This window comes from Arthrobacter sp. 10T416 (assembly GCF_056394165.1).
Map to the genome: position 1 here is coordinate 60,657 of NZ_JBFTHI010000010.1, position 22,063 is coordinate 82,719.

Consider the following 22,063-nt stretch of genomic DNA (forward strand, 5'->3'; position numbering starts at 1 on the left):
GGGGCACCCCACCCCGGGGCCTGGGCCGGGTCGGGATGCGGGCCTTGGAAAACCGGCTCCCCCGTTGCGTACCCCCGTGTTGCGTGATCCCCGGTTGCGTAATCCTGTGTTGCGTAGGGAGTGGTCACGGGTGCCGGTGCGGCCTGGGGCGGGGTGTCGGAGCCGTGCTCGAGGCTGTGCTGGGAACTGTGTCCGGAGTGGTGTTCGGGGACGGGCCGGGGTCCGGTTCCGGGGTGCTGACCGCTCATGGTGTTACTCCTGTCAGGGTGCTTGATCATGTCCACCCCAGAGTGCTGAGCGATCCTGTGCCGGGGCTGTGCGGTCCGAAGGCCACGCCTGTGACCTTTCGCCGCTGCGCGGGGCATCCAGCTCGGTAGTCTGGGATTCACAGGTGCCGCACAGGGTTCCTAAAGCCGCCCCCTAACGGCAGATCGGAGAGTCGTTCCATGGCCACTTCGCACTCCACCACCAACAACCTTCCCCAGCTCACGCACCCGGACGGCTCGCCGATCCGCGCGCTGGTGGTGGACGACGAGCCCAGCCTCTCCGAGCTCATGAGCATGGGCCTGCGGATGGCGGGCTGGTCCGTGGCCGTCGCCGGTGACGGGCCGACGGCGGTCAAACTGGCCAAGGACTTCCGGCCCGATGTCCTGGTGCTGGACGTGATGCTGCCGGGGTTCGACGGCGTCGAACTCCTCAGCCGCATCCGGGCCTTCGCATCGGAAGTTCCCGCACTGTTCCTGACGGCAAAGGATGCGGTGCAGGACCGTATCACCGGCCTCGCGGCGGGCGGCGACGACTACGTCACCAAGCCGTTCAGCATGGAAGAGGTACTCCTGCGGCTGCACCGGCTGGTGCAGCGCTCCGGGGTGGCGGCCATGGACACCGCCGAGCTGGTCGTGGGCGATCTGGTGCTCAATGTCGATACCCGCGACGTCACCCGGGCCGGCGAGGAACTGCACCTGACCGCAACCCAGTTTGAGCTGCTGCGCTACCTCATGGAAAACCCCAAACGGGTCATCAGCAAGGCCCAGATCCTGGACCGCGTCTGGGACTACGATTTCGGCGGCCAGGCGAACATTGTCGAGCTCTACATCTCCTACCTGCGCAAGAAAATCGACGCCAACCACGCACCCATGATCCACACCGTGCGCGGCGCCGGCTACGTCCTGAAACCGGCGGACTGATCCGTGCCTACCCTTTCCGGCGTGACGCCAACGCCCGGCCGCGACTGGCGGAACCCGTCCACCTGGCATTTGCGCACCCGCCTGGTCCTGGTGGCCATGGCGTTGCTGGTGGCGATCTGCGGGGCCGTAGGCGTGGTCAGCTACGCCTCCATGGACGTGTTCCTGACCCGGCAGCTCGATACCCAGCTGGCCCAGGCCTCCCACCGCGCCAGCGAGTTCGGCCGGCCGGTCCCGGACGACTCCGGCCGCCGGCCCGACCCGCTGGAGGCGCGCGGCCAGGGCATCGGGACGCTGAACGCCCGGATCGCCAACGGCACGGTCAGCAACCCGGGGTTTTTGGCCGGGGACGCCACCCGCAAGAGCCTCTCCCCCGATGACAATGCGGTCCTCCTGGCACTAACCCCGGACGGCATCCCGGTGGAACGAAGCCTGTCGGCAGGCGCCTACCGGCTCACGGCCGTCCGCGCCCCTTACGGGGACATCATTGTCACCGGACTGCCGCTGGAGGAAAAACAAAACACCCTGGCCTCGCTGGTCTGGACCCTCGCCATTGTGTCCGCCGGCGGCCTCGTGCTGATCGGCCTGGCCGGCACCGCCATCATCCGGCGCACCATGAAGCCGCTCGAGCAGCTCTCCGAGGTGGCCACTAAAGTCTCCCGCCTGCCTCTGGACGCCGGCGAGGTGGCGCTGGGGGTACGCGTCCCGGCGTCGGCCGCCCATCCGGGAACGGAAGTGGGCAGCGTGGGGCACGCGCTGAACCAGATGCTGGACAACGTCTCCAACGCCCTCGAAGCGCGGCAGGAGAGCGAGATGAAGGTCCGGCAGTTCGTGGCCGACGCCTCGCACGAACTCCGCACCCCGCTGACCGCCATCCGCGGCTACACCGAACTGATGCGCATGACCGAACACTTCTCGCCCGACGGCGCGAAATCCCTGGCCCGCGTCCAGAGCCAGTCCGAGCGGATGACCACCCTCGTGGAGGATCTGCTGCTGCTGGCCCGGCTGGACGAGGGGCAGCCGCTGAAGATCACCGACGTCGACCTCACCCAGCTGGCCGTGGAAACGGTGAGCGACGAAAAGGTCATGGCCCCCGACCGCCGCTGGCAGCTCGAGCTCCCGGACCAACCCGTGGTGGTCCGCGGCGACGCCACCCAGCTCCACCAGGTCCTCGCCAACCTGCTCTCCAACGCGCGCAAACACACGGACCCCGGGACGAAGGTGGTCACCGGTGTGATGCGCTCAGCGGACGGCAGCGCCGTGGTCACCGTGACGGATAACGGCAACGGCATCGCCCCCGAATTCATCGGCCGGGTCTTCGCCCGCTTCGCCCGGGCCGACGCCTCCCGCGCCAACCCGGCCACGGCGGCTGCGTCCGCCGCTGCGCCCGCGGTTTCGGTGCCCGGGCGGGGCACGACGGCGGTCGCCGCCACGGCGTCCGAGGGCACCAGCGGCCTGGGGCTGTCCATTGTGCAGTCGATTGTCGCGGCCCACGGCGGCACCGTCGAAGTCTCGTCCCGGCCCGGACGGACCGAGTTCGCCGTCCGCCTTCCGGCAGTGCCGCCGTCGTCGTAATCCGCCGCGGCCCGGACTTCCACAGCCCCAGCACAGCTTGACCCTAAAGCCCTCTAATGGGCGGCCTGAAAAGTGGAACCATGACGTTCACAGACCAGGCCCCAGGAACCCTGCCCCACTCCCCGGCGACGCCGGCCGGCCCGGTGTTGACCGGCCCCGGCACCCGGCGCGCAGCTATCGTCCCGCGTACCGGCAGTCCGCTGCTGGACGTCACCATTCCCGTTTTCAATGAGGAACGCGACCTCGAAGCCTGCCTGCGCCGGCTCCACGCGTATCTGCGGGGCTCGTTCCCGCACTCGTTCCGGATCACGGTGGCGGACAACGCCAGCACCGACGGCACACTCCAGGCGGCGGAGCGCGTGGCCCGCGAACTGCGCGAAGTGACGGTGGTCCACATGGCCGAAAAGGGCCGCGGGAATGCCCTGCGGAAGGTGTGGCTGGCTTCTTCGTCGCCCGTCCTGGCCTACATGGACGTGGACCTGTCCACCGACCTCGCGGCCCTGGGCCCGCTGCTGGCCCCGCTGATTTCGGGCCACTCGGACCTGGCGATCGGGACCCGGCTGACCCGCAACTCGCGCGTGGTCCGCGGGCCGAAGCGCGAATTCATCTCACGCGGCTACAACCTCCTGCTGCAGTCCCTGATGGGCGCGCATTTCAGCGACGCGCAGTGTGGATTCAAAGCGATCAGGGCCGACGTCGCCCGGCAGCTGCTGCCGCACACGCTGGACAACGCGTGGTTCTTTGACACCGAGCTGTTAGTCCTGGCCGAAAAGTGCGGCCTTCGGGTCCATGAAGTCCCCGTTGACTGGACTGACGATCCCGATTCGAGCGTGGACATCGTCCAGACGGCCCTCGCCGACCTGCGCGGGATGGCCCGCCTCAGCCGGGACCTGCTCTCGGGCCGCATTCCCGTTCCCGAGCTCCGCGCCGCCCTGGCCCGCGGACCGCTGCCGGCGTCGTCCCGGGCGCAGGAACAAAGCCCCGGCGGGAGCCTGTTCGGTCAACTGGTGCGGTTCGGCAGCATCGGGGTGGCCTCCACCCTGGCCTACCTGCTCATCTTCCTCTTGTGCCGCGGACTCATGGACCCCCAGCTGGCGAACTTCCTGGCGCTCCTCAGCACCGCCGTGGCCAATACGGCCGCCAACCGGCGGTTTACGTTCGGCATCCAGGGCAGCAGCCAGGCCGCGCGCCACCACTTCGAGGGCCTGCTGGTCTTCGGGATCGGGCTGGCCCTCACCTCGGGCGCACTGGCCCTGGTGCACGGCATGTCCGGCACGCCCGACCGGTGGCTGGAGCTGGCCACCGTCACCGCGGCCAACCTCGCCGCCACCGCCGTAAAGTTCCTGCTTTTCCGGCTGGTGGTCTTCCGCCACCGGACCGTCCCGGTGCCCGCTCCGGCTGGCGACCCTGCCCTTCCCCTCCCCAGCACAGAAACGGCCAAGTAAATGACCGCAACCATTAGCCCCGCTGCCGAAACCACCAACGGCGTCCCCGCTCCCCCGGCGCAGACCGCCCGGGCGCCCCGGCCCGCCGATCTGCCCCCGGGCGGGGTCCAGAACCGCCGCGGGCGTTTGCTCTTCGGGGCCCAACCACGCTGGGTGCGGCCCTCGGCGATCCTGTTGCTGCTCCTCACCGCCGCCCTCTACCTGTGGAACCTCGAAGCGACCGGCTACGCCAACTCCTTCTACGCGGCGGCCATCCAGGCGGGCACGAAGGACTGGACCGCGTTGCTGTTCGGTTCGCTTGACGCCGGCAACGCCATAACCGTGGACAAGCCGCCGGCGGCCCTCTGGATCCCGGCCCTGTCCGGACGGATTTTTGGCTTCTCTGCGTTGAGCATGCTCATCCCGCAGGCGCTGATGGGCGTGGCCGCCGTCGGCGTTCTCTACCTGGCCGTCAAGCGCGTCTCCGGCCCGGCCGCCGGCCTGCTGGCCGGCGGCGCCCTGGCCCTGACCCCCGTGGCCGCCCTGATGTTCCGCTTCAACAACCCCGACGCCATGCTCACCCTCTGCCTGGTGCTGGCCGCGTACTTCACCACCCGCGCGATCGAAAAGGCCGGCTGGAAGTGGCTTGCTGCCGCCGGCGCGGTGGTTGGGCTGGCGTTCCTCACCAAGATGCTGCAGGGCTTCCTGATTGTGCCCGGACTGGCGCTCGCCTACCTCTGGGCCGCCCCGACGACGCTGGGCCGCAGGCTCCTGCACCTGCTGGCGGCCGCCGGCGGCATTGCCGTCGTGGCCGGAAGCTACCTGGCCCTGTTCCAGCTCACGCCGGCCTCGGCGCGGCCCTACATGGCGGGGTCGGAGACCAACAGTTTCCTGGAACTCACGTTCGGCTACAACGGCCTGGGCCGGATCACGGGAACCGGCGGCGGGATGCCCGGCGGCGGCTTTGGCGGCAACGCCGGAGGGCCGGGCGGCAGCGGCAACGTAGGCTTCGGCGGCACGGCCGGCCTCACCCGGATGTTTGGCACCAGTTTTGGCGGCGAGGTGTCATGGCTTCTGCCGGCGGCCTTGATCCTGCTGGCCGCCGGGCTGTGGTTCACCCGGCGTGAGCCCCGCACGTCATCCACCCGCGCTGCGCTGGTGCTGTGGGGCGGATGGCTGGTGGTCACGGCCGGCATCTTCAGCTTCATGAGCGGCACCGTCCATCCGTACTACGCCGTGGCACTGGCCCCGGCAATTGCGGCCCTGGTCGGCATCGGATCCGCGGAGCTGTGGCGGGGCCGGATGCACTGGCCGGCGCGGATCGTCCTGGCCGTCACGGTTCTCGCCACCTCGGCATGGTCGGCCGCCCTCCTGGGCCGCGACCCGGCCTGGCTGCCCGGCCTCCGTGTGATCGTGGTGGCCCTGGGCGTACTGGCCGCCGCGGCCCTCCTGCTCCAGGTCGACAGCATGGCCGCGCTCCCGGTGCGGCTCCGCAAAGCCGCCACGGCCGCCGTCGTGGTCCTCTCCCTCCTGGCCGGCGGGCTGGGAACCGCCGCGTGGACGCTGGCGACGGCGGCCCAGCCGCACTCGGGTTCGATCCCCACCTCAGGTCCGACGGCGTCCGCGATGGGCGGCGGATTCGGACCCTCGGCGGGCCCGGGCGGCGCGACATCGTCGTCCGAACTCTCGACCCTGCTGAAGTCCTCCGGCACCAAATGGTCCGCGATTGTCTCCGGCGCCACCGAAGCAGCCAGCCTGGAACTCGCTACCGGCACCAGCGTCATTGCGCTGGGCGGCTGGAACGGCGGCGACCCCTACCCGACGCTCGCCCAGTTCCAGGCCATGGTGGACCGCGGCGAGATCGGCTACTTCATCTCCGGCGGCATGGGCGGGGGCCGCGGGGGCAACTCCGAGGTCGCCACCTGGGTGGCCGCCAACTACCAGGCCCAGACCGTGGGCAACGCCACCGTGTACAAGCTGGCAGGCTAGGCCGCCATGGCTGGGATCCTGGGCACGCGGACCGGAGTGTCAGACGGAATGTCCGACGGGGCGGCTGCAGGGGCGGTGGAGGGACGTCGCCTGCCGGGAACGGCCCGTGCACACCGGGCCGGGATGCACCCGATGCGGGCACGGGTGGAGCTGGCGGTCCTGCTCCTGGCGACGGCCGGGCTGTACCTGTGGAACCTCGGCGCCTCCGGCTGGGCCAACGCCTTCTATTCGGCCGCGGCCCAGGCAGGTTCGCAGGACTGGACGGCCTGGTTCTTCGGCTCATCCGACGCCGCCAACGCCATCACCGTGGACAAACCGCCGGCGTCGTTGTGGGTGATGGGACTCTCGGTGCGGTTGTTCGGACTCAACTCCTGGAGCATCCTCGTCCCGCAGGCGCTGATGGGTGTCGGCACGGTCTGGCTCGTTTATCTGGCCGTCCGCCGGGCGGCGGTACCCGCTGCGGCCGACCGGGTCCTGGCCCACCGCGCCGGGCTGCTGGCCGGCGCGGTGATGGCGCTGACCCCGGTTGCCGTCCTGATGTTCCGGTTCAACAACCCCGACGCCCTGCTGGTGCTCCTCATGACGGCGGCCGCCTACGCCGTGCTGCGCTCCATCCAGGACGCGCGTCTGCGGTGGCTACTGTTCGCCGGGGTGCTGCTGGGCTTCGGGTTCCTGACCAAGCAGCTTCAGGTGCTCCTGGTGGTTCCCGGGTTCGCCCTGGCGTACCTGCTCGCGGCACCGGCCGGAATCGGCAGACGCGTCCTTCATCTCCTCGCCGCCGGCGGTGCAATGGCCGCCGCGGCGGGGTGGTGGCTGGCCGCCGTCGAGGTCATCCCGGCGGCGGCCCGGCCGTACATCGGCGGGTCACAGAACAATTCGATCCTGGAGCTCACCCTTGGCTATAACGGCCTGGGCAGGCTCAGCGGGGACGAGACCGGGAGTGTGGGCGGCGGCAACGGCTGGGGCACCCCGGGCGTGTTCCGGCTGTTCAACACTGAGTTCGGCGGCCAGATTGCGTGGCTGATCCCCTCGGTGCTGCTGCTCGGCGCCGGGTTGTTCTGGCTGGGGCGGCGGGCACCGCGGACCGACGCCGTCCGGGCCTCCGTGATCATCTGGGGCTCGTGGGTCCTGGTCACCGGCCTGACCTTCAGCCTGATGGCCGGCATTATCCACCCGTATTACATGGTGGCGCTGGCTCCGGGGATCGCCGGACTGGCCGCGCTGGGCGGGGTTCTCCTGTGGCAGCGGCGGGAGCAGCCGGTGGCCGCCTTTGTGCTGGCCGGCGCCCTCGCCGCAGCCGGATTCATGGCCGCCGCCCTCCTCGGCCGCACGCCCGCGTTCCTGCCGTGGTTGCGCTGGGTGGTCCTGCTGGGCGCCCTGGCCGCCGCTGCCCTGGCGCTGTTCGCCGGGGCACGGGGCGTGCTGGGGTCCGGTGGAGCGCAAGCGCCGGGGCCGGACGGCACGCGCTCTCGCCCCGGCTCGGTTTCGCTCCTAACGCGCACGACGGCATCCCTCGCAGTTGCCGTTGCCCTCTCCGGTCCGCTGGCGTACTCGGTATCCACCGCGGCCACAGCCCATAGCGGCGCGATCGTCTCTGCCGGCCCCGCGGTGTCCGGCCGCGGTGCACCCGGAATGGCGCCGGCGGTGGTCGGTGCCGGCGGGCTGGGCGGGGCCGGCGGGTTGGGCGGAGCCGGCGGGATTGGCGGTCCGGGCGGCGGCAGGGGTGGCGGGATGGGAGGTCTACTCGGCGCCAGCACGCCGTCGGACGCCCTCGTCACCCTGCTCAAGGTCGACGCCGGCACCTTCACCTGGGCGGCCGCCGTCGTCGGCTCCAACAACGCTGCCGGCTACCAGCTGGCCACGCAGCTGCCCGTGATGGCCGTGGGCGGATTCAACGGGACGGACCCGGCCCCGACGCTGGAACAGTTCCAGCAGTACGTGGCCGCGGGGAAGATCCACTACTTCATCGCCGGGACAATGATGCAGGGCGAAACGGGCTCGGACGACGCCGCCCGGATCGCCTCGTGGGTCGCGGCCAACTTCACGGCCGCGAGTGTCGGCGGGACCGAGGTGTACCTGCTGGCGGGGTAGCTGCCGCCGAAGCACCCCGCCATTTCGACGGTTCCCTGCCGACTCGACGTTCATAAGCCTCGAGTGGGCGCGGAACCGTCGAAACGGGGCCGATGGCGGCGACGGAGACGGCCTGAGCACAGACCGGGTCTGCGGCAAGACGCCACGCTGCAGCTCGTGATCTCCGTTACCAAAATGTGACTTCTGAATGAAAGTCCGGTACCGTTTTAGAGTGCGGCAATCGATCTGGCCGCATATCCGGATTGACGCCATGCTCTGCCGCTTCCCGGATTCCGATGGACCAGGCAGAGGCGGGGGACCCAGTGTTCCCGGGCATTCTGCATCCATGCACCCAAGGGGTTAAGCCGCACGTCGATTTTCCGTGCGGCCGGATTTTGCATCCGAACCCAACAGCTAACTCCGTAGGCGTTGAGAGGCGAACATGACTGAATTCAAGGTACAAACGCGCCCCGAGGGCGCTAAACGCACATCCGACGCCGACACCGCGCGTCACCGGGCCGAGCCGTCCAAGCGTTCGTCGGCCCTGTCGCGGGTCGGCACCCGCTCCAACGGCAAGCGTGCCGCCGTCGTTGCCACCGCATTCGCCGTCCTGCTGGGGGCCGGCGCCGCGGGGCAGGCTTCCGGTACGTCCGCCCACACCACTGAGGCGGCCAAGGACTCGAAGGCTTCGCTGGAGACCCTGGACTTCGAACGCGTCGGAAGCACCAGCACACCGTCGCCCACGGCCATGAGTGTCGAGGCCCAGGCCTCCACGGTCAAGCCCGCCAAGGCTCCCGCCGCAGCGGCTCCGAAACCGGCTGCCGCCCCGGCGCCCGCTCCCACTAAGCCGGTGGCAGTCGACGACCCCGCAGGCGCACAGGCCTACGCCGCGTCCCAGCTGCCCGCCCACGGCTGGGCGCCGAGCGAGATGCAGTGCCTGATGAAGCTCTGGACCCGGGAATCGGACTGGAAGACCACCGCCACCAACGCCAGCAGCGGCGCCTACGGTGTGGTGCAGTCGCTGCCGGCCGAGAAGATGGCCAGCGCCGGCGCCGACTACCTGACCAACTACAAGACCCAGATCAACTGGGGCCTGCAGTACGTCCAGGAACGCTACGGTTCGCCGTGCGGTGCCCTGAACTTCCACTACGCGAACAACTGGTACTAAGAAACACCCCGCGGCCCTGCCGCACATAAAGCTCAGGCGAGGCCCCGGATCCACTGGATCCTGGGCCTCGCCCTCGTCTGCCGTCATTTGTAGCCGGCCGCGGCCCGCGAGCCCCGCGGCCGGGTGCGAGCCCCACTAGCCGTTCGTGCGGCCGGGGATGTACTGCACGGCCCATTTGTTGCCGTCCGGGTCGGCGAAGTACAGGAAGTGCCCCCAGTCCTGGACGTCGACGTCGCTGACGTCCACACCGTTGTCCTTCAGCTGCCGGTGCGCGGCCTGGATGTCGCTGACCACCAGTTGGAGGCTGGGAGCAGTGCCGGGTGGGGCATCTATGAGGCCCTCGCCGATCGCAATCGAGCACCCGGAGCCCGGCGGAGTCAGCTGGACAAACCGGATGCCTTCCGAGGGGCGTTCGTCGTAGTCGGCGTTGAAGCCCACTTTGTTGACGTAGAAATCCTTGGCCCGGTCCACGTCGGACACCGGCACCATAACAAGTTCAAGTTTCCAGTCCATGGGCACAGGCTAGCCCGGGACACGTTTCGCCGGAACCCCCGACGCCGGCACCCGCGAACGAATACCGGCGGACGGAAGCCTAGACCGCGATCCCGTACAGGCGGTCGCCGGCGTCGCCCAGGCCGGGCACAATGTAGGACTTTTCGTTCAGTTTCTCGTCAATCGAGGCCAGCACGATGGTGACATTGGCTTCCGAGAGCTCTTCTTCGAGCTTGGCGAGGCCCTCGGGGGCGGCCAGCAGGCAGATGCAGGTGACGTCGGAGGCGCCGCGCTTGAAGAGGAACTTGATGGCCTCGCGCAGGGTGCCGCCGGTTGCGAGCATCGGGTCCAGGACGAAGATCTGGCGATCCGTCAGGTCCTCGGGGAGACGCTCGGCGTAGGTGATGATGTCCAGTGTCTCTTCGTCGCGGGCCATGCCCAGGAAGCCGACCTCGGCGGTGGGAACCAGCTTGGTCATGCCCTCGAGCATGCCGAGTCCGGCGCGCAGGATCGGGACCACCAGCGGGGTGGGTTTGGTGAACGCCGTTCCGATGGTCGTACTGACCGGCGTCTCGATGGTCACCGGTTCGGTGCGGACGTCCCGGGTTGCCTCGTAGGCGAGGAGCGTCACGAGCTCCTCGGTGAGCTGGCGGAAGACCGGGGACGGGGTGTTCTTGTCCCGCAGAACGGTGAGCTTATGGGCGACCAGCGGGTGGTCCACAACGAGAGTGCGCATGGGTCAAAACTATCACCCGGACGCTGAGGACCGTCCCGCGCTGCCGGACGAATCGGCGTCGGCGGCATCACCGCCGGGCGCCCCCGCGCCGCCGTCGACGCCGGGGGCACGGTCGCGCAGGTGCGCCTCGTTATCGAACGTCGGGGCGGGCCCGGTGTGCTCCCGGTGCCGCAGCACATGGAAGAGCCTGTGTGCCAGGATCACGATCCCCACCCAGCCGAATCCGAGCACCCAGCCGATGATCACGTCGGTCATCCAGTGGTGGCCCAGGTAGACCCGGCTCATACCCATCGCGAAGATGAAAAGCACCCCGGCGGCGATCAGGCCGACCCGTGCGATGGTGCGGTGCACCTGGAGGCAGGCGAGGTAGACCACCAGCCCGATCACCACCGTGGTGTTCAGGGTGTGGCCGCTGGGGAACGACGGCGAGTTCTCGTAAGGGGGGACGGCGTCGGCGTGGTCCGGGCGGGCCCGTCCGATCAGCTTTTTGCCCAGCGACGTGGCGGTAATGGACACGGCTGCGGCGCCGCCGATCAGGATCAGGGGCCGCCAGGTCCGCGAGACCCAAGTCAGCCAGGCCGTCAGGATGCTGGCCAGGATGGGCATCCCGATGCCGCCGCCGATGTTGGTGAACCCGGTGACGAAGGAGTCCAGGCCGGGACTGCGCAGGTGCTCCATAAAGGAGAGGGTGGGCTTGTCCAGGTTGGCCAGGCCGGCGTCATCCACCACGTTGTCGTAGACCTCCGCGCTGAGGAGGGCGAGCATCACGATCACGACGCCGCCGATCAGCATGGTGATCCACAGGGCGGCGTACGGCACCACCCACTTACCCCAGCGCCGCATCAGCCAGCTCTCGGTCCTGGTACTCACTGCCGTCTCCCGACTTTCCGGTGCACCGCCCGGGTGCACAGCCTGCTTAGGATCGAAACTACCATTGAGCCATGACTACCCCCGAGCCGCGCCATGCCGAATGGATGGGCCTGGCCCTTGCCGAAGCGCGCCGGGCGCTGGCCACCGCGGACGTGCCGATCGGCGCCGTCGTCATCGGCCCGGACGGTTCGGTGCTGGGCACGGGGCGCAATGAGCGCGAAGCCCTCGGGGACCCGACGGCGCACGCCGAGGTGGTCGCGATCCGGGAGGCGGCGGCCCGGCTGCGGGTCAGGCGTTCCCGGGAGGGGGCGGCCGACGACGGCTGGCGGCTGGAAGACTGCACCCTGGTGGTCACGCTGGAGCCGTGCGCGATGTGCGCCGGGGCGGTGGTGCTGGCCCGGATCCCGCGGGTGGTCTTTGGCGCCTGGGATGAGAAGGCCGGGGCCGCGGGTTCCGTGTTCGACATCCTGCGCGAACGCCGGCTGAACCATTGGGTGGAGGTCTACGCCGGGGTCCGGGAGCAGGAGTGCGGCGCACTGCTGCGGGAGTTCTTCGCCGGGCACCGCGGCGCCTGAGGAGCGCCGGCGGCCGGCTGGAAGGCCAGCGGTCAGCCCACGCGAGGCCGCCGGGCTACCGCGCTGCCCGCTCGAGGCCGCCGGGCTACCGGCTAGCGGTGGCCGTGGTGGACGCGCGCAGCGCATCGATCCGTATTTGCCGCGACGCGGGCGAGTCCAGGCTGAAGGCACGGAAGTCGCCCAGGTCCTCCCTGATCCAGTCCTCCACCTCGGCGATCCGCCGGGTCACGGCCGGCGTTGCTGTGCCGAACACCCAGGCGGCGATCCCTTCCCGGCCCGGATCGTACTGCCAGAGCCCGATGATCCGGCCGCGGTCGACGATGGGGTGGTCCGGAAGGTCGGCCTGCAGCGCCAACGGGGCCAGGGCCGCTTTGCTGTGATCCGCCCCGGCCAGCAGTTCCGCCGCGTTCCGGCGCAGCAGCACCAGCGAATCGGTCCCGGCGAGCAACTGGATCTGCTCCTCGGCCGGTTCCTCGAACGCGGCCAGGAGTTCGACGTCGTCGGGCAGCATCCAGAGCGGGTCCCCGCCGGCGGCGGTGGGAACCTCGACGGCACCGGCGGCGGCGAGCGCGGTTTTGCTCTGCGCGACGGTGAAGCCGGTGAACCACTGCGACTGTTTGAAGCTCGCCCCGCCGGTCCAGCCGAGGTACCGCCGGATCAGCTGGGCGCGGACCTCGTCGTCGCCCAGGGTGCTCGGCTGCAGTCCCCAGGGTTCGTAGGCGTAGCGCTGCTGGTCGAGCCGGCCGTTGGCGGGGACCCGGCGGATCCGCCCGTCTGCCTGCAGGATCCCGAGTGCGGTGGGCAGCGTGGTGGCGGCGCCCTTCTTTTTGCCCTCCTCGCCGAGGTTGCGGACCGTATCTCCAAGTTCCTCCTTGAGCTGGCGCGGGTCCATGGGGACTCCGGCCTCCGCGAGGACGTGCAGCACCTGCTCCTCCAGCAGGGTGATTTCGCCGCGGTCGACGCCGAGCCTTCCCAGCACCTTGAAACCGGCCTCGGCCGCGTCCCGCCCCAGCCGCAGCGCCCAGCCGAAGTCGTCACTGCCCAGCACATAGGTGCAGCCGCGCGCCGTCGGGAGCTCCAGGATCCGTTGCGCCAGGACCTCCCCGTCCACCTGTTCCCGGCCCAGGCCGGCCCGGGCAAAGAGCGTGAGGTAGGGGTTGGCGCCGCCTACGGAGCGGGCCCAGCCGGCCCGGGCGAACACCTGCTCCGCGGTGCACCCGGCCAGCGAGCCGTCGAGCCCCTGCCGGTGCCACGACCAGGCACGGAGCCGTTCAGGGGTGAGGCTCTTGGCGGGAGGCAACTGCACGGTCATCGGCTCGGTGGTCATGGGGCCATTCTCCATCAGCTTCGGCCGGCTGGCTCGCAATAATTGCCGGCAGGTGTCGCCCGGGGGTAACTGCGGCGGGCTAGTCCACCGGGCCTGCGTCGCCGAGGGCCGCCAGGACTGCCCTCGCTGTGGCGTCCCAGCCGGGCAGGTGGTCCCGTGCCGTCAGGGCGGCCGTCCGCCAACGCTCTCGGAGCGTCGGTTCGGTCAGCCAGCGGCGCAGCAGCGCTGTCAGCGGCGCCGGGTCATCGGAGAGGGCGACGACGGCGCCCGGGAGCGCCGTCCCGGCGGGGGTTCCGGCTGCGAGGGCCTCCACGGCACCGGTCCCCTGCCGGACTACCACCGGGATGCCGTGGGCCAGTGATTCGGTCACTACCAGCCCGTAAGTTTCGGCCTGTGAAATCAGCAGGCTCAGGTCGGCGGCGGCCCATTCGGTTTCCAGCGCGGGGCCGCGCAGCTCGCCCGGAAGGCTGACGCGGCCGTGGAGTCCGAGGCGCTCCGTTTCTTGCCGGAGGCGGGCCGAGTAGCGGGGTTCGGCGGTATCGGATCCGGCGAGTGTGGCCGTCCACGGCAGGTCCGTGAGGCCGGCCAGGGCCCGTACCAGCAGCAACTGGTCCTTGTTCGGCAGGAGGGCGGCCACGGCGAGGAGGTGCGGCGGGTGGGAGCCGGTGGCGGCTGGGGCAGGCTCGGTGCCGGGCAGGGCGACGCAGATTTTTGCGGCCCTGGCACGGCCGGCTCCTTCGTGTGGGGTGACCAGCGCGTGCCGGTCACGCAGCGCCGCCGCCGCGAAGTTGCTGGTGCAGATCACTCCGGCGGCGGCGTCCAGGGCGCGGTGTTCCAGCTCCGCGTGCCCCTCCAGCGGCATATGCAGCAGGATCCACGCCGGGGTGCCGGCCGCGGCGGCGGCCTCCAGCTCAGCCGGCGCCCCGAGGGCCACCAGTCCATCCACCAGGGTGACCTGGCCGCCGTCGGACCCGGTGAGCAGTTGGCTAAAGCGCTGCCGGTCAGCCGCGCTGCCGACGGGCCAGCCGCCGTCGGCCCCGCAGGATTCCGCCGTTACCCCGAGGTCTTGCAGGGCACGAAGGAGCGCGGCGTTGTAGGCGTTGCCGCCGGAGTTGTGGCGGACGTTGCCGGGCAGGATGAGGCGGACGCCGGGCGCTCCCACGGGGTTTAGCCGGCGTCGAACTCGAGGGAGTAGCTGGCCCAGGCGTCAGGGGTTTCGCGCAGCGTGACGTCGAGGCCGGCGAGGGCTTTCCCGTCCTGCCCGTCCCGGATGCGCCCGGCTACGGAGTCGGCGATGTACTGGGCGAGGGCTTCAGTGGTGCTGAGTTTGCCGGCGAAGTCGGGGTGTTCGTCGAGGTTTTTGTAGTTCAGTTCCGCCAGGACGGCGTCCAGCACGTCGCCGGCCTCGCCAATGTCCAGGACGATCGAGTCCTCGTTCAGGGCGCGACGCCGGAAGGTCACCTCGGTGACGAATGTGGCCCCGTGCAGGCCCTGGGCGGGACCGAAGGCAGGCCGAGGGAGGCTGTGGGCGATCATGAAATTACGGCGGACGGTCAGGCTGAACACGGATTACCTCGTGGTTTCTGTTGCCGAATGGTTCGGGACGGGTGAGCCGGTGGCTGCTGAGTCACTGGCGGGGTATTCGATGACGTGGCAGAGGGCGTCCAGGGTGCCGTCGGAGAGGCGCTGGACGACGTCGGGCAGCTCGGCGAACGGCGACGCCCCGGAGAGGAAGGTGTCGAAGACGGGGTCGCTGAGCAGGGAGACGGCGAGGTTGAGCCGGTCCGCGGTGGTGCGGCGGTGCCGGCGGGCCCGGGCCACCACGCCTACCTGGCTGGCGCGGAGGGAGAGCCGGCGGGCGTGGAAATCCTCACCGAGCGGGAGGGTGACCAGGCGGTCGGCGTACCAGGACATCTCGATGATCTCGCCCTCGTCCCCCACCAGCTGCAGGGCGCGGCGGAGCCCGCCCTCGGAGGCCGAGCAGTGGATCACGATGTCGCAGTCCGGCAGGGCGTCGTCGGGATGGCAGAAGTCGACGCCGAGGGTGTCGGCGAACGCGCGCTTGGCGGGGTCGACGTCGATCAGCTGCAGCCGGCCGAGCGGGAAGGTTCCGAGGAGCTTGGCGACCATGCCGCCCACCAGGCCGGCGCCGATCACGGCCACCCTGTCGCCCAGGCGCGGGCCGGCCTCCCAGAGGGCGTTGACTGCGGTTTCGACGGTGCCGGTGAGCACGGCGCGGCGGGCGGGAACGCCGTCGGGGACTTCGGTCAGGGCCTCGACAGGGACGATGTAACGGTCCTGGTGGGGGTGGAGGCAGAACACCGTTTTGCCCTGCCAGTCCGCCGGGCCCTGCTCGACGACGCCGACGGACAGGTAGCCGAACTTCACCGGCGACGGGAAGCTGCCCTCCTGGTGGGGTGCCGCCATTTCGTCGGCAATACACTCGGGCACCCGGGCGTTGTGCACCACCATCTCGGTGCCCTTGCTGATGCCGGAGTACAGCGCGCGCACCAGGGCTTCACCGGGCTGGAGCGGGCGCAGTTCCTCGGTCCGGAGCTCACCCTGCTCCGGGCCGACCGTCCAGTAGGCGGTGGCCGTGGTGTGGTCCGGGCTCGATACGTGGCCGGTGCTGGTGGAGGTAGTCATCGTGCTTACGAATCTAGCGCCGGGGGCCGACACGGGGAAGCTTCGGGCCGGGCACGGGCGTGGCGGACCCTCTTGCGGCGGCCGTTTTGGGGTTGGGCGCCTTGCTCCGGTAGCCTAGTCAGGTTGGTGACGTGTCCGAGCGGCCGAAGGTGCAACACTCGAAATGTTGTTTGGTGTAAAAGCCAACGTGGGTTCAAATCCCACCGTCACCGCCAAATGCGGGGCCCCTGCATCCCTAGAAGGGAAGCAGGGGCCTTTGCTTTGCCCTAAATGTAGTCCTGGGTTCGATGGCCCGATTGCATGCGGGAGAGGACAACCTGGTGGAGGGCGCCGTTGGCTTGGCGGGCCACCCTGAGCACCCGATCGGGCACGATCCCTGGGCGCGATCTCTGAGAACATGCTTCCCGCCAGCTGCCCCGGGGATGCGCTCGTGCGTCCTCGTGTCTTGGACGAGCTGCCGGCAGCGATGCCGGAGGCACCGAAGCCAGCCCGGGCGAGAGAACTCTCAATCTGGGCGGGGTGCAGTTCTATCGAGCCCGTCTTCTGGGTGCTTCTTTGGGAGTTCTGGCGTGCGGAACAGTCACAAAATGCGCACAGCAGGATGAAGGTAGTCCGACAGGCTTCCCTCCGAGGATAAGAACAGCTTCGAAAGCCGGAGTGGAACCAGCAAGGAGAACAATCGTGAACATCATCCGGAAAATAGCAGCACGCACCAGCCTCATCGCCGTACCCTTCGGAGGTGGTGCCCTGACCGCCATGGCACAACCAGCCAACGCCGCAACCACCCCTACCCCGTCCGCCACATCAACGTCAGTGAGCGATGCCAGCCACGGAAACAAAACCGATCTCACCGGGGACGCCGCAATCAACGTCAAGGCCGCCGTGCTGGCAGCCAACGCGGGTGCGACCGTCGAGAACATGACGACCGAGGATGACGGCAGTGCAGCTTACGAAGCCCTTATCACCAAGACTGACGGCACGCACGCGACCGTCAAGCTCGACACCAACTTCGCCATCACCGCCGCCGAAGCCGGCGCACAGGGCGGTCACGGCGACTGATCCTGTCGCACTCCTTCGGGCGGGCGCCCCATTGCGGGAGCCGTCCGAAGACCACCGGCGGGCGCTGCCTAACAGCAGTCCAAGTCGTCATCACAACGCCCGGTCTCGGTGCAGCATCCGGCATCCATCCAGATCGCCTCCCTAGCACGTGGGCTTCAGGCGTGGGCAGGTTCCCTCAGGCAGCGTGGGTTAGGTGGCGGCCGGGGTTAGGGATTGGATGAGACTCTCGATGCGGCTCTTGATCTCGTCCCGGATCGGTCGGACAGCATCAACTCCCTGCCCGGCAGGGTCTTCCAGGATCCAATCCTCGTAGCGCTTGCCCGGGAAATACGGACATTCATCGCCGCAGCCCATGGTGATCACGACGTCGGAATCTTGCACCGCTTCGGCGGTGAGGACCTTCGGGATTTCGGCGGACATGTCGATCCCCAGCTCGGCCATGGCCCGCACGGCGGCCGGGTTGACCTTCTCAGCCGGCTGGGAGCCAGCGGACCGGACCTCGATCCGGCCCTCGGAAAGGGTGGTGAGGAAGGCTGCGGCCATCTGGGAGCGTCCGGCGTTGTGGACGCAGACGAAGTGGACGGAGGGCTTGTCGGTCATGAGGGGACCTTTCGATCGGCCGCGGGTCGATCTGCCGCGGGAACTGCTGGGCCGGCAACGGTTGGGTAGAGGACTCGAATCAGGTAGAAACCGGCGGCGCCGCCGAGTAGCTGGGCGAGGATGAACGCCGGCGCGGATGCCGGAGCAATGCCGGCGACGGTGTCGGTGATTGTCCGGGCCACAGTCACGGCCGGGTTGGCGAAACTGGAGGAGCTGGTGAACCAGTAGGCCGCCGTTATGTAGCCGCCGACGGCAAAAGCCACCCGCTCCCCCCGGCCCGAACGGACCGTGCCGAAGATGACAAGGAGCAGCCCAAACGTGGCGATAATTTCGCCGAGCCACAGCCCTGACCCTGCGCGTTCATGTGTCGAGAGCGTCACCGGGTCCAGGCCGAACATCAGGTTGGCCAGCATGCTTCCCGACAGGCCGCCGGCGAACTGGGCCAGGATCAGGGCCAGTGTGGTGCGAGTGTCCACCGCCCCCAAGGCCCGTTCGACCAGGGTGACCACGGGGTTGAAGGATGCCGAGACCGGTTGCAGCGCCAGGATCAAGGCCACCAGCGCCGCGCCTGTGGCGGTGCTGTTCTCGAGAAGCTGCAGCCCGACGTCGTTAGGGGACAGCCGCGAGGCCATGACACCGGACCCGACTACGGCCATCACCAGGAAAGTTGTCCCGGCGAACTCCGCCACGGCCCGCCGCAGGAGTATGCTCATCGGCTCTGTCCGCTGATCAGCTTGGAAAGGTTCGTCAGGGCATCGGTGCGCGCACGGTAATAGACCCACACGCCGCGCTTTTCCCTCTCCAGCAGCCCCGCTTCATGGAGGATCTTCAGGTGGTGGCTAATGGTCGGCTGTGAGAGCTCGAAGGCGTCATTCAGGTCGCACACACAGGCTTCACCGCCTTCATGGGAGGCCACCAGGGACATCAGCCGCAGCCGCACCGGATCACCCAGCGCTTCAGTAGCGGCACGACTTCCCCGGCCTCCACTTCCGACAACGGTTCCCTCGACAGGGGCGAACAGCGCGCCACGGACTGGACGGGAGCGACGTTGACAGATATAGACATATGCCTATATTTACACCTATCGATGCCTAGCCAACGCAGGGCTGCAGACTCGCCCGGGAGGAAACCGGCCACACCACTGCAACGAGTGCGAAAACGTAAACAATGGGGACCTATTTCCGTACAGATCTACGTAACATCCCTAGCCCCCTGGGCGCCCCGGCTGTTCGGAAAACCCGTCGGTAAGGCCTGCCAGCAGAATAGTGATGCCGCCGTCGAGCTCTTTCTTTCCGTCATAGTCAGTCAAGACCGGGACGAGGGACCGCAGATGGGGGAAATCCTTCGGCGGCAGCCGGTACAGGCCCAGACGGAGCAGGGCTTCGTTTTTCTCAGGGTCGACGACGACCTCCTGCAGCTCGTTGAGGACATGCCCGTACAGGAAGCCGTAGTAAGCGCGGTACACGTGCAACGCCTCAGGAGCGGCAAACCCTGCGCCAACCAGCAGCGACAGGATTTGTTCCAGCGGCCGGAGTGTTCCCATCGGCCGACGGCCCAGCGGGGTGGAAAGAGGCCGCGTCACCAACAGCGGCACGACATTCGGATGCCGCAGTGCGAGGTCCCGGAAATCATGCGCGATGCGCCGGAGCTGGGCCCGCCAGTCAGGATCAGCAGGATTGACAGGCAGCTCATTGAAGACCAGCTCCGTGACACCATCCAGCAGGTCGGCCCGGCTCCGGGCGTACCGGTACAGTGCCATCGGGTCCCGGCCCAACTTCTGCCCGAGCCGACGCATAGTAAGGGCCTCCAGCCCCCAGCCGTCTACCAGCTCCAGTGCGGCCGAGAGCACCAGCTCCCGACTCAACCGGCTCTTGCCCACCGAACCCGAGGGCGGATCGTCCGCGACCATAGGGCTCATCCCCTCCGCCCCGACGGTAACAGCCGTGCCTGCGCCACCACCTGGGGCTATCACTGCTCCGCCACCGGGGCTATCACTAAGCATCCTTGCCTCTTCTGCAGTCTACGCGCGACGTCTGCTGCCTGGAGGAAATGACGTCGGCTTACCCTCGGGACCATCAGCAATGATGAGGCCTGCGGATGCCCGGCTACCAACACCCAAGATCGGCGCGTGTCGCGGCGAGGGCGCCGGCAAGCCGACCGGCGTTGTCTTTCCGCACCGCCTCCGTAGGCAACACCGGGGAAACATCGCTGGTACAGACCAGCAGCGCGTCCGTGACCTCCGCCACCAGGTCCGGGAACCGGCTGCTCCGGTAATCACCGTCGGTCTCTGAATGGCGGTTTAACGCATTCACTACATGCACGGCGACCTGCGATCTGCGCTCCATGCCAAGCTTCGCCAGAATACTCGAGATCATGTTCTTGACTGTTTTTTCCGAGAGAAACATTCTGTGGCTGATCTGACGGTTACTCAGTCCCCGGCCAAGGGCAGCAGCCGCGACAGCCTCCTGGCGGGTGAGCATCCCAAGTTTCTCCTCCCGGTCGGGCTCAACAATGAGCAGGTTCGGAGCCCGGAGAGCCGGCTGAAACACGCCACTGAAGGCGGTGTACCCGTCCAAGGCTCGGGAGATCAGCCGGAGCTGTTCGGCGTTGTCGTCCTTTTTGGACAGACACCCCCAGGCGCCGGACATTATGGACTCGATCAAGACTGCTTCGTCGGCCGCCGCCGTCATCAGGAGGCACCTGATACCCGGTGCCGACACGGCGATCCCACGGCAGACCGCAGCACCGGAACCGTCCGGAAGATCATCATCAACAATAACCAGCGCCGGCCGAAGCGCAGGGATCCGCCGCAGTGCCTCGAGCGCCGACGCAGACTCCCCCGCAACGCCCACACCCGAGGACTCCAACAGATAACGCAGACCGCGCCTCACGACTTCATGGTCGTCCAAAAGGTAAACACCCTGGCCCCTCAGCGGCAGGGCCACTTCGACCTCCGGTTCAGCCCGCATTGCTGCTCCATCCAAGCCTCCGGGACTCCAAAGGCGCCGTCGTCCGTCACTGTCGTCGGCCCCGCCCGATGCGAAGACGAACCCGGACCCCATCCGGTCACCCCGGCCCCGGCGCAATTATCCACGCGGACCTTGCCCCCAAACTAGACCTGATGGCTCCGAAAGAACACCCCGATCCCGCCTTGCCCCATTTCAAGGAACCGGCCTTCGGCGAACCGGCCGCCGCTTCCGTCCGGGCCCATCAGGGTCGGAGCGCAGGCGTCCTGCAGCACGGAGGGAGCGCAGAACGGTCTTCGCTCCCGAGCCAGCGTCGCTCTGCCCCGTCTACTGAAGATCGAGGATCCCAGGTATCCAAGGGCGGCCCGCACCCCCTCAACTCCGTGATCGGGACTCACATTCGAACTTCGCGGGAGTGACCGTGCCCGGCTTTTAACATGGGCCGCTGGCCTCACGCCAGGCCCGGACCGCTCTGTCCATTCGCTTACACGCCTCCTCCATATATAAGCCAGGCGAATAAGGATGCTGAACGCTTGCTAACTGCTGAGGACGGTTTATATTCTGGGTCAAGTAAGGAGTTAAGCAGTTGGCTTCCACGGATCTGCTTACGGGGAGACGTAATGGAACACAAACTGCAACTCACAATCCGCACCGACGTGGACGCCCTGGGCCTCGGCCTTCAGGTCTCCGGTTGCCTGACCGGCGCTGCGTACCCTGTCCTTCTGCGCGCACTAGCAAGGGCCGGACAGGTATCTAAGGGCCCGCTAACCTTGGATTTGCGCGGAGCCAGGCATCTGGACCCTGACGTGCTACTCCATCTGCGGGCCTTCAGCGGCTCCGCCACAGCACCAGCTCCGAACAACGCCGAACCCGGAAAAGAACTCCCCGGGGTCTTCCTAAAGGAACCGTCCGAACTGCCGGTCTGCCTCGCTCACGTCGCTATCGACGGAGCCGTCCTGGAGCACCTCACGGACGCTCAGGGCGCCCACGCCGCCGGCTGCACCGTCACCCACGGACCCGCCGGGACCGAGCTCATCGACGACCTTCAGCTCTGCCAATACTACGAAGGAAGCCTCGACCCGGCGTCAACCGTACGTGCCCTCTCGGATGAAGCGCTTGGCCGATTGGTCGACGCCCTGTACCGCCACCTTGATTCACCCGGCCCGTCCTTCGGGGCCCGGACCTGGTTCGAGCTCGCGACCGATGAGATGGACCGACGGGACCTCCCTGGCTCTTCACTCAACGAGTCCGCCTCAGACAAAGGCACTGTGACGGCTCGAAAGCTCCAACTGCCCTCACAGACCGATGAACACCGCGAACCCGTTCAGCTTTGAACAGGGCCGCGGGTTCATAGTTGGGGCTGTGGAGGCGTGCCCACGCCC

At 68.4% G+C, this 22,063-nt stretch carries 21 protein-coding genes, 1 tRNA gene and 1 riboswitch; of the genes, 10 read left to right on the plus strand and 12 right to left on the minus strand.

All coding sequences use genetic code 11. The features are described from left to right. The first annotated feature begins 446 nt into the window (after window positions 1-446). The 6 genes from AC1DBE_RS11625 (at window position 447) to AC1DBE_RS11650 (ending at window position 9,410) form a co-directional block, all read left to right on the plus strand. Window positions 447-1,187, plus strand: coding sequence for a response regulator transcription factor (locus AC1DBE_RS11625; RefSeq protein WP_476970619.1), 741 nt, complete (start codon window positions 447-449; stop codon window positions 1,185-1,187). A 96-nt stretch (window positions 1,188-1,283) separates the two neighbouring features. Continuing rightward, window positions 1,284-2,759, plus strand: a complete 1,476-nt coding sequence (locus AC1DBE_RS11630; RefSeq protein ID WP_476970666.1) for a HAMP domain-containing sensor histidine kinase — start codon at window positions 1,284-1,286, stop codon at window positions 2,757-2,759. 80 nt (window positions 2,760-2,839) lie between these two features. Next, a complete protein-coding gene (locus tag AC1DBE_RS11635; RefSeq protein WP_476970620.1) occupies window positions 2,840-4,204 on the plus strand; it encodes a bifunctional glycosyltransferase family 2/GtrA family protein in 1,365 nt (454 codons plus the stop codon). Then, window positions 4,205-6,172: a glycosyltransferase family 39 protein gene (locus AC1DBE_RS11640; RefSeq protein WP_476970621.1), complete on the plus strand. Its 1,968-nt coding sequence runs from the start codon at window positions 4,205-4,207 to the stop codon at window positions 6,170-6,172. Between the two features lie 6 nt (window positions 6,173-6,178). Beyond that, window positions 6,179-8,263: an ArnT family glycosyltransferase gene (locus AC1DBE_RS11645; protein WP_476970622.1), complete on the plus strand. Its 2,085-nt coding sequence runs from the start codon at window positions 6,179-6,181 to the stop codon at window positions 8,261-8,263. Window positions 8,264-8,516: 253 nt separating this feature from the next. Further along, window positions 8,517-8,686, plus strand: a riboswitch (cyclic di-AMP (ydaO/yuaA leader). Beyond that, a complete protein-coding gene (locus tag AC1DBE_RS11650; protein ID WP_476903809.1) occupies window positions 8,685-9,410 on the plus strand; it encodes an aggregation-promoting factor C-terminal-like domain-containing protein in 726 nt (241 codons plus the stop codon). It overlaps the preceding riboswitch by 2 nt. A 135-nt stretch (window positions 9,411-9,545) precedes the next feature. Here AC1DBE_RS11650 and AC1DBE_RS11655 read toward each other — a convergent pair whose 3' ends face one another. The 3 genes from AC1DBE_RS11655 to AC1DBE_RS11665 form a co-directional block, all read right to left on the minus strand. Beyond that, window positions 9,546-9,923 carry a VOC family protein gene (locus AC1DBE_RS11655; protein ID WP_476879130.1) on the minus strand — a complete coding sequence of 126 codons (378 nt, stop codon included), beginning with the start codon at window positions 9,921-9,923 and terminating at the stop codon, window positions 9,546-9,548. Between the two features lie 79 nt (window positions 9,924-10,002). Next, window positions 10,003-10,638, minus strand: a complete 636-nt coding sequence (gene upp / locus AC1DBE_RS11660; protein WP_056736007.1) for a uracil phosphoribosyltransferase — start codon at window positions 10,636-10,638, stop codon at window positions 10,003-10,005. A gap of 12 nt (window positions 10,639-10,650) precedes the next feature. Then, window positions 10,651-11,481 carry a phosphatase PAP2 family protein gene (locus AC1DBE_RS11665; RefSeq protein ID WP_476970667.1) on the minus strand — a complete coding sequence of 277 codons (831 nt, stop codon included), beginning with the start codon at window positions 11,479-11,481 and terminating at the stop codon, window positions 10,651-10,653. A 98-nt stretch (window positions 11,482-11,579) separates the two neighbouring features. Between AC1DBE_RS11665 and AC1DBE_RS11670 the strand changes: the two genes are divergently transcribed. Beyond that, window positions 11,580-12,083 (plus strand): nucleoside deaminase, encoded by a 504-nt coding sequence (locus AC1DBE_RS11670; RefSeq protein WP_476970623.1) that lies wholly within the window; start codon window positions 11,580-11,582, stop codon window positions 12,081-12,083. An 85-nt stretch (window positions 12,084-12,168) separates the two neighbouring features. Here AC1DBE_RS11670 and AC1DBE_RS11675 read toward each other — a convergent pair whose 3' ends face one another. From AC1DBE_RS11675 to AC1DBE_RS11690, 4 genes are all read right to left on the minus strand, one after another. Beyond that, window positions 12,169-13,410: a DNA glycosylase AlkZ-like family protein gene (locus AC1DBE_RS11675; protein ID WP_476970624.1), complete on the minus strand. Its 1,242-nt coding sequence runs from the start codon at window positions 13,408-13,410 to the stop codon at window positions 12,169-12,171. A gap of 79 nt (window positions 13,411-13,489) precedes the next feature. Next, window positions 13,490-14,572: a glycosyltransferase family 4 protein gene (locus AC1DBE_RS11680; RefSeq protein WP_476970625.1), complete on the minus strand. Its 1,083-nt coding sequence runs from the start codon at window positions 14,570-14,572 to the stop codon at window positions 13,490-13,492. A 5-nt stretch (window positions 14,573-14,577) separates the two neighbouring features. Next, complete coding sequence (locus tag AC1DBE_RS11685; protein ID WP_476970626.1) at window positions 14,578-14,976, minus strand: 6-pyruvoyl trahydropterin synthase family protein; 399 nt, start codon at window positions 14,974-14,976, stop codon at window positions 14,578-14,580. Between the two features lie 3 nt (window positions 14,977-14,979). Further along, window positions 14,980-16,056, minus strand: coding sequence for a zinc-dependent alcohol dehydrogenase (locus tag AC1DBE_RS11690; protein ID WP_476970627.1), 1,077 nt, complete (start codon window positions 16,054-16,056; stop codon window positions 14,980-14,982). 125 nt (window positions 16,057-16,181) lie between these two features. On the opposite strand from AC1DBE_RS11690, the gene AC1DBE_RS11695 reads away from it, so the two are divergent. Together AC1DBE_RS11695 and AC1DBE_RS11700 are read left to right on the plus strand one after the other, a co-directional pair. Next, window positions 16,182-16,271: transfer RNA gene (locus tag AC1DBE_RS11695), tRNA-Ser, on the plus strand. Between the two features lie 466 nt (window positions 16,272-16,737). After that, complete coding sequence (locus tag AC1DBE_RS11700) at window positions 16,738-17,115, plus strand: hypothetical protein (protein ID WP_476970628.1); 378 nt, start codon at window positions 16,738-16,740, stop codon at window positions 17,113-17,115. Between the two features lie 189 nt (window positions 17,116-17,304). On the opposite strand, the gene AC1DBE_RS11705 is transcribed toward AC1DBE_RS11700, so the two are convergent. The 5 genes from AC1DBE_RS11705 to AC1DBE_RS11725 all read right to left on the minus strand — a co-directional run bounded on the left by AC1DBE_RS11705 (window position 17,305) and on the right by AC1DBE_RS11725 (window position 20,684). Next, window positions 17,305-17,715 (minus strand): arsenate reductase ArsC, encoded by a 411-nt coding sequence (locus AC1DBE_RS11705; RefSeq protein ID WP_476879124.1) that lies wholly within the window; start codon window positions 17,713-17,715, stop codon window positions 17,305-17,307. Next, entirely contained in the window at window positions 17,712-18,428 is a 717-nt protein-coding gene (locus tag AC1DBE_RS11710) for an aquaporin (protein WP_476970629.1), read from the minus strand. The genes AC1DBE_RS11705 and AC1DBE_RS11710 overlap by 4 nt, the downstream gene beginning before the upstream one ends. Next, the gene (locus AC1DBE_RS11715; RefSeq protein WP_476970630.1) at window positions 18,425-18,655 is read right to left on the minus strand and encodes an ArsR/SmtB family transcription factor; all 231 of its coding nucleotides are present in this window, start codon (window positions 18,653-18,655) and stop codon (window positions 18,425-18,427) included. Before AC1DBE_RS11715 ends, AC1DBE_RS11710 begins: the two co-directional genes overlap by 4 nt. 264 nt (window positions 18,656-18,919) lie before the next feature. After that, entirely contained in the window at window positions 18,920-19,633 is a 714-nt protein-coding gene (locus tag AC1DBE_RS11720; RefSeq protein ID WP_476970631.1) for a TetR/AcrR family transcriptional regulator C-terminal domain-containing protein, read from the minus strand. Between the two features lie 187 nt (window positions 19,634-19,820). Beyond that, complete coding sequence (locus AC1DBE_RS11725) at window positions 19,821-20,684, minus strand: response regulator (RefSeq protein WP_476879456.1); 864 nt, start codon at window positions 20,682-20,684, stop codon at window positions 19,821-19,823. A 617-nt stretch (window positions 20,685-21,301) separates the two neighbouring features. On the opposite strand from AC1DBE_RS11725, the gene AC1DBE_RS11730 reads away from it, so the two are divergent. Beyond that, window positions 21,302-22,015, plus strand: coding sequence for a hypothetical protein (locus tag AC1DBE_RS11730; protein ID WP_476970632.1), 714 nt, complete (start codon window positions 21,302-21,304; stop codon window positions 22,013-22,015). Window positions 22,016-22,063: the final 48 nt, after the last annotated feature.

Excerpts from the sequence above, each read along its gene's own strand:
- AC1DBE_RS11730 (WP_476970632.1), top strand. The coding sequence starts at position 21,302 with ATGGAACACAAACTGCAACTCACAATCCGCACCGACGTGGACGCCCTG.
- upp (WP_056736007.1), bottom strand. The coding sequence starts at position 10,638 with ATGCGCACTCTCGTTGTGGACCACCCGCTGGTCGCCCATAAGCTCACC.
- AC1DBE_RS11720 (WP_476970631.1), bottom strand. The coding sequence starts at position 19,633 with ATGAGCCCTATGGTCGCGGACGATCCGCCCTCGGGTTCGGTGGGCAAG.
- AC1DBE_RS11705 (WP_476879124.1), bottom strand. The coding sequence starts at position 17,715 with ATGACCGACAAGCCCTCCGTCCACTTCGTCTGCGTCCACAACGCCGGA.
- AC1DBE_RS11725 (WP_476879456.1), bottom strand. The coding sequence starts at position 20,684 with ATGCGGGCTGAACCGGAGGTCGAAGTGGCCCTGCCGCTGAGGGGCCAG.
- AC1DBE_RS11625 (WP_476970619.1), top strand. The coding sequence starts at position 447 with ATGGCCACTTCGCACTCCACCACCAACAACCTTCCCCAGCTCACGCAC.
- AC1DBE_RS11640 (WP_476970621.1), top strand. The coding sequence starts at position 4,205 with ATGACCGCAACCATTAGCCCCGCTGCCGAAACCACCAACGGCGTCCCC.
- AC1DBE_RS11675 (WP_476970624.1), bottom strand. The coding sequence starts at position 13,410 with ATGACCACCGAGCCGATGACCGTGCAGTTGCCTCCCGCCAAGAGCCTC.
- AC1DBE_RS11650 (WP_476903809.1), top strand. The coding sequence starts at position 8,685 with ATGACTGAATTCAAGGTACAAACGCGCCCCGAGGGCGCTAAACGCACA.
- AC1DBE_RS11645 (WP_476970622.1), top strand. The coding sequence starts at position 6,179 with ATGGCTGGGATCCTGGGCACGCGGACCGGAGTGTCAGACGGAATGTCC.
- AC1DBE_RS11670 (WP_476970623.1), top strand. The coding sequence starts at position 11,580 with ATGACTACCCCCGAGCCGCGCCATGCCGAATGGATGGGCCTGGCCCTT.
- AC1DBE_RS11630 (WP_476970666.1), top strand. The coding sequence starts at position 1,284 with ATGGCGTTGCTGGTGGCGATCTGCGGGGCCGTAGGCGTGGTCAGCTAC.
- AC1DBE_RS11635 (WP_476970620.1), top strand. The coding sequence starts at position 2,840 with ATGACGTTCACAGACCAGGCCCCAGGAACCCTGCCCCACTCCCCGGCG.
- AC1DBE_RS11690 (WP_476970627.1), bottom strand. The coding sequence starts at position 16,056 with ATGACTACCTCCACCAGCACCGGCCACGTATCGAGCCCGGACCACACC.
- AC1DBE_RS11665 (WP_476970667.1), bottom strand. The coding sequence starts at position 11,481 with ATGCGGCGCTGGGGTAAGTGGGTGGTGCCGTACGCCGCCCTGTGGATC.
- AC1DBE_RS11655 (WP_476879130.1), bottom strand. The coding sequence starts at position 9,923 with ATGGACTGGAAACTTGAACTTGTTATGGTGCCGGTGTCCGACGTGGAC.
- AC1DBE_RS11710 (WP_476970629.1), bottom strand. The coding sequence starts at position 18,428 with ATGAGCATACTCCTGCGGCGGGCCGTGGCGGAGTTCGCCGGGACAACT.